The organism is Streptoverticillium olivoreticuli subsp. olivoreticuli (assembly GCF_003391135.1).
Taxonomy (GTDB): Bacteria; Actinomycetota; Actinomycetes; order Streptomycetales; family Streptomycetaceae; genus Streptomyces; species Streptomyces blastmyceticus.
In genome coordinates this window covers 1,665,781-1,671,341 of the sequence record NZ_CP031455.1, presented here as the reverse complement: position 1 = coordinate 1,671,341, position 5,561 = coordinate 1,665,781, and the positions used below count along the sequence as shown (strand labels likewise).

Here is a 5,561-nt window from a genome sequence, read left to right as displayed (position 1 = left end):
CACCGACCGCCGGGGCCCCGCCCCGGGCCCTGGTCCTCGAACGCCGGGCGGGCTGAATACCGGCCCGCCCGGCGTTCGACGACACCGTGCCCGCGACTCCGTGACCTCGGCTCCCATATCCGAGCCCGGCGGATGTTGTCAGCCCGTAGCGTTCCGGATGCCTTTGCCGGGCAGTCGTGGCTACCTTCCACCTGCCTGTTCGCGTGAGCCCGTCGCTCGACGAACCGCACTCGTAGCCCACCTGTCCACCCTGAAATGCCCCCAAGAGGGGAGGAACGCCACGTGCTTCACGGTCTTTCCCGATGCGCGCTGCGCCTCGTTCTCGTGGCATCGGTCGCGGTACTGCCGTCGCTGGTGACCACGTCCCCGGCTTCCGCCGTCCAAGTCGCCGGATTCGCCGCCTCGTGCCCGGCGGCCGGCTTCATCTCCGATCCCTACGGCGGATCCCGCGATCACGACGGCATCGACATAGCCAACAACTACGGCACGCCGATCTATGCCGTGGGCGACGGCGAGGTCATCAACTCCGGCCCTGCCCAGGGCTACGGCCAGTGGATCCGCATCCTGCACCCCGACGGAACGGTGACCGAGTACGGGCACATGTACCAGAGGGACGTCGCCGTCGGTGATCGCGTCACGGCCGGTCAGCGCATCGCGCTCATGGGTGCCGAAGGCCAGGCCGACGGTCCCCACCTCCACCTGCGGGTGCGACGCGACACCAGCATGAATCACGGCATCAACCCCATTCCGTACCTCGAGGAACGCGGCGTGGCCATACCGTGCACGCCGGGCCGACGCCCAGGGCCCGCTCCGTTGGTGTATCCGGTGGAGTCGGGCCGGGTGGTGTCGGCACGGTCGGCGGACGGCCGTCTGGAGGTGTTCGCCGCGGGGGCTGACGGGGTGCATCATGCCTGGCAGTCGCAGGTGAACGGTGGTTGGTCGCAGTGGGAGCGGCTGGGTGGCCCCGGCAGTGCTCAGTTGGCGATCGCGCCGAATGCCGACGGTCGTCTGGAGGCGTTCGCGATCAATGGTCAGGTTGCCCAGCACCGTTATCAGCTGTCCCCGGCGGGTGCCTGGTCGAGCTGGGAGGATTTCGGTGCGGGCGGGAGCAGTGTGGCTGCCGGTGTCAATGCCGACGGTCGTATCGAGGTGTTCGCCTCGGGGCCGAAAGAGGTGTTCCACCGCTATCAGACTGCTCCCAATGGTGGGTGGTCGGGTTGGGAGCCCACGGGCGGCGGCCCCGCCGGCAGCCGCGTGAAGATGGAGAAGGCTCCTGACGGCCGGCTCGAGGCGTTCGCGCTCAACGGCAATGTGTTCCAGCACCAGTACCAGACGGTTGTGAACGGTGGCTGGTCGCAGTGGGAGGACTTCGGTGGCGGTGGCCATGACGTGACTGTCAACCACAACGCCGATGGCCGCTTGGAGGTGTTCGCTTCCGGTCCGGTGGGGGTGTTCCACCGGTATCAGACGGGCCCGGCGAGTTGGTCGGGCTGGGAGAAGACGGGCGGTCCTGCGAACTCTCAGCTCGCCGGCAACCGCACTGCCGATGGGCGGGTGGAGATCTTCGCCATCAATGGCGAAGTCGCCATGCACACCTGGCAGAAGGACCTGAACGCCCCCTACAGCGACTGGGACAAATTCGGCACCGGCGGGACCGAGATCAACGCCGCCTCCAACGCCGATGGCCGTATCGAGGTCTTCGGGAGCGGTAAGGACGGGGTCCACCACAGGTGGCAGACCGGCTTCAGCACCTGGTCCGAATGGGACTGGGTCAACGGCTCCGGTCCCCCCATCACCTGACTCACCCTTCGAAGGGGCAGCAGTTGACAAGAATTCGGCGCGTCCGGCGAGGGAGAACGACTTCGTCGGCACGACGCGCTTTCCACCGTATCGTTCTGTCGGTACTCGCTTCGCTGCTCCTCGCGGCGGGCATGGTCGTCGGCGCCTCACCGGCGCAGGCCGACGCGAGCGACCTGTGTGCCCAGGTCGGCTACAACGCCGGCTGGCGCGGCGAGGCCCTGGAACTCGCCGTCGCCGTCGCACTGGCCGAGTCCAGTTGCAACCCGTCCGCGTCCAACACGACGAACAACACACCCCCGTCGACCGACCGCGGGCTGTGGCAGATCAACAACTACTGGCACAAGGAGGTCGACGACGCCTGCGCCTACGACCCCCAGTGCAATGCGAACGCGGCGTACCGCATCTCCAACGGGGGGCGGAACTGGGACCCATGGTCCACGTACGTGCAGGGCGCTCACCTGCGGCACATGGGCGAGGCACGCGCCGCGGTGGCGCGTCTCGGGAATCCCGGCACAGGACCCGCGCCGTTGGTGTATCCGGCGAAGTCGGGCCGGGTGGTGTCGGCGAAGTCGGCCGATGGTCGTCTCGAGGTGTTCGCGGCCGGGGCTGACGGGGTGCATCACGCTTGGCAGACCCAGCTGAACGGTGGTTGGTCGCAGTGGGAGCGGCTGGGTGGCCCCGGTAACGCGCAGCTGGCGATCGCGCCGAATGCCGACGGTCGTCTGGAGGCGTTCGCGATCAATGGTCAGGTCGCCCAGCATCGCTATCAGCTGTCCCCGGCGGGTGCCTGGTCGAACTGGGAGGATTTCGGTGCGGGCGGGAGCAGCGTGGCTGCCGGTGTCAATGCCGACGGTCGTATCGAGGTGTTCGCCTCGGGGCCGAAAGAGGTGTTCCACCGGTATCAGACCGCTCCCAATGGTGGGTGGTCGGGTTGGGAGCCCACGGGCGGCGGTCCTGCCGGCAGCCGGGTGAAGGCGGAGAAGTCCGTCGACGGGCGTCTCGAGGTGTTCGCGCTCAATGGGAGCACGTTCCAGCATCTGTATCAGACGGCTGTCAACGGTGGCTGGTCGCAGTGGGAGGACTTCGGTGGCGGTGGCCATGACGTGACCGTCGATCACAATGCGGACGGGCGCCTGGAGGTGTTCGCTTCCGGTTCGGTGGGGGTGTTCCACCGGTATCAGACGAATCCGACGAGTTGGTCGGGCTGGGAGAAGACGGGCGGTCCTGCGAACTCTCAGCTCACCAGCAGCCGTAGTCCTGACGGACGTGTGGAGGTCTTCGCCATCAACGGTGATGTCGCCATGCATATCTGGCAGAAGGGCATGAACGCCCCGTACGGCGACTGGGACAAATTCGGCACCGGCGGCACCGAGGTCGCTGCCGCGACGAATGCCGATGGCCGTATCGAGGTCTTCGGGAGCGGTAAGGACGGGGTCCACCACAGGTGGCAGACCGGCTTCAGCACCTGGTCCGAATGGGACTGGGTCAACGGCTCCGGTCCCCCCATCACCTGACCCGACACCCGTGGCCGGCCGGGGCGACACCGCCCGGCCGGCCACGGCATCCCGCCCGGAGGGCTCATGCATCCGATCAGCAGACGCCGTCTGCTCCAGGGCTCCGCCGCGGCGGGCACACTCGCACTGCTGGGAGCCGGCGGCGCCGCGCCCGCCGGCGCCGCGCCGCCCCCGCCCCACCAGTGGATCGGCGCGGGTCCCTTCGCGCACGTCTACGACCCGTCCACCCCTGGCGGGCAGCGCTACCTCAACGATCACACACTGATCAAGGCAGCCGACCGGTGGCACCTGTTCGGCATCGTCGGCGCTGGCGCGCCTCCCGGCCAGGCCCCCGACAGCTCGGCCGAGGTCTCCTTCGCCCACGCTTCCGCCCCGGATCCGTACGGGCCGTGGACCACGCACACCGACGCGCTGACCGTCGACCCTGCCTACTTCGGAGAGGAACACCTGTGGGCGCCGCACGTCATCGAGGCGGGCGGCACGTACTGGATGTTCTACGCCGCCGGTGGCCGCGGTGGTGCCGCGATCAACCTCGCCACCTCGACCGACCTGTTCACCTGGACGCGGGTTCCGACCGGCCCGCTCTTCCGGGGGCGCGTGGCGCGCGACCCGATGGTGCTGCGGGTCGCCGGCCAGTGGGTGATGTACTACACCGAACTGTCCGGCCAGGACGGCCGGCATGTGGTGGCCTTCCGGCGCTCCGATGATCTGTTGCACTGGAGCGAACCGGGTATCGCGTTCACCGACGCGACCACCGCTGCGACGCTGTCGGTCACCGAGTCACCCTTCGTCGTCGAGCGCGACGGCTGGTACCACCTGTTCATCGGGCCACGCAACGGCTACGACGGCACCGATGTCTTCGCGTCCCGGAATCCGTTCGCCTTCGACCTCGACGGTTACGCGGGCCATGTGCCCGGACACGCCGTCGAGGTGGTCACCGACGGACAGCAGTGGCATGCGAGTGCCGCGGGCTGGTTCCAACAGGGGCTGTATCTGGCCCCCTTGCAGTGGCGGGACACACCACCGCCCTGGCAGAGCATCGATAATCCGGTGGCCGGGCTGGATGTCGACGGCCGGCTGACCGTGTTCGCGCTGGACGCGAGCGACCGTTCGCTGCTGCGACGCGTCCAACTCGACCAGGAGTCGGACACATGGTCGTCCTGGGAGCCGTTCGGCGGACCGGCCGGGGCGGTTCCCACGCTCGGCCGCAACACCAACGGCAGGCTGGAGGTCTTCTCCCTCGCCCCGGGCGGTGCTGCCCTGCACCACCGGGTGCAGCGTCCGGACGGCGGCTGGGGCGACTGGGAGGAGTTCGGCGGCGCGGCAGGCTCCGCCCCGGCCGTCGCCCGCAATGCCGACGGCAGGCTGGAGGTCTTCGCGCCGGGCCCGGGCGGCACCGCCGTCGCCCGGCGGCGGCAACGCTCGCCCGGATCGCTGACATGGGACGCGTGGGACGGCGGCTTCGGCGGGCCCACGGGCGCACCGCCCGTCGTCGCGGCCAACGCCGACGGACGGCTGGAGGTCTTCGCGCTCTCGCCCGGCGGCTCCGGCATCTACCACCGGTGGCAGGAGACACCCAACGGCGTCTGGGCGCAGTGGAGCCGTTTCGGCACTGCGGCCGGCACCGCGCCGCGCGTGACACGAGACGGCAGCGGCAGGCTCACTGTCGTCGCGATGGCCCCGTCCGGCCTGGCGGCGTACTACCGGCGCCAGACCGTGCCGAGCGGCGGCTGGGACGACTGGCAAGCGATGTTCGGCTGGACGGCCGCGGCCCCGGCGCTCGCCCCCGACGCCGACGGCAGGCTCGAAGCCTTTGCCCTGTCACCCGGCGGGGCCCGGCTCAGCCACCGCCGGCAGGTCACACCTGGCGGCAGCTGGGATCCCGGTGGCGAATTCGACGCGCCCGGCGTCCGGTTCGCCGCCGTGCCCACGGCAGCGGTCGACGCCACCGGACGGATCCACGTCTTCGCCGTCACCACCGAAGGCCGGATACACACCCGCGTCCAGGACCGGCCCAGTGGCGGCTGGCGCCCGTGGACCGCGTTCGGCGATCGCGCGGTCGCGCCCGTACCGGCGGGCAGTCCCGCGTACTGAGGCTGCCCTGATTTATCGGCACCCACAGGGGTATGGCTGCTGCCACCCCAATTGCCTACTGGGGCAGCTAGGGGTTGGCTCGTAGGGGGACCGCTCATAGTGTCCTCCGGAGGAGTCGGTCAATTCGGTCGACCGTTACCCGCGTGCTCAATC

Annotated in this window: 3 protein-coding genes; all 3 read left to right on the top strand. The window is 69.6% G+C overall.

Going from position 1 to position 5,561, the window contains the following annotated elements:
* Positions 1-282: 282 nt before the first annotated feature.
* Positions 283-1,800 carry a peptidoglycan DD-metalloendopeptidase family protein gene (locus tag DXZ73_RS07260; protein ID WP_116210187.1) on the top strand — a complete coding sequence of 506 codons (1,518 nt, stop codon included), beginning with the start codon at positions 283-285 and terminating at the stop codon, positions 1,798-1,800.
* Positions 1,801-1,931: 131 nt separating this feature from the next.
* On the top strand, positions 1,932-3,314 hold the full coding sequence (locus DXZ73_RS07255) for a transglycosylase SLT domain-containing protein (RefSeq protein ID WP_116210186.1): 1,383 nt from the start codon (positions 1,932-1,934) through the stop codon (positions 3,312-3,314).
* A gap of 66 nt (positions 3,315-3,380) precedes the next feature.
* Positions 3,381-5,408, top strand: coding sequence for a family 43 glycosylhydrolase (locus DXZ73_RS07250; RefSeq protein WP_116210185.1), 2,028 nt, complete (start codon positions 3,381-3,383; stop codon positions 5,406-5,408).
* Positions 5,409-5,561 lie beyond the last annotated feature (153 nt).

What these genes read in the sequence shown, in the direction of transcription:
- DXZ73_RS07255 (WP_116210186.1), top strand. Translation starts at nt 1,932, where the DNA reads ATGGTCGTCGGCGCCTCACCGGCGCAGGCCGACGCGAGCGACCTGTGT.
- DXZ73_RS07250 (WP_116210185.1), top strand. Translation starts at nt 3,381, where the DNA reads ATGCATCCGATCAGCAGACGCCGTCTGCTCCAGGGCTCCGCCGCGGCG.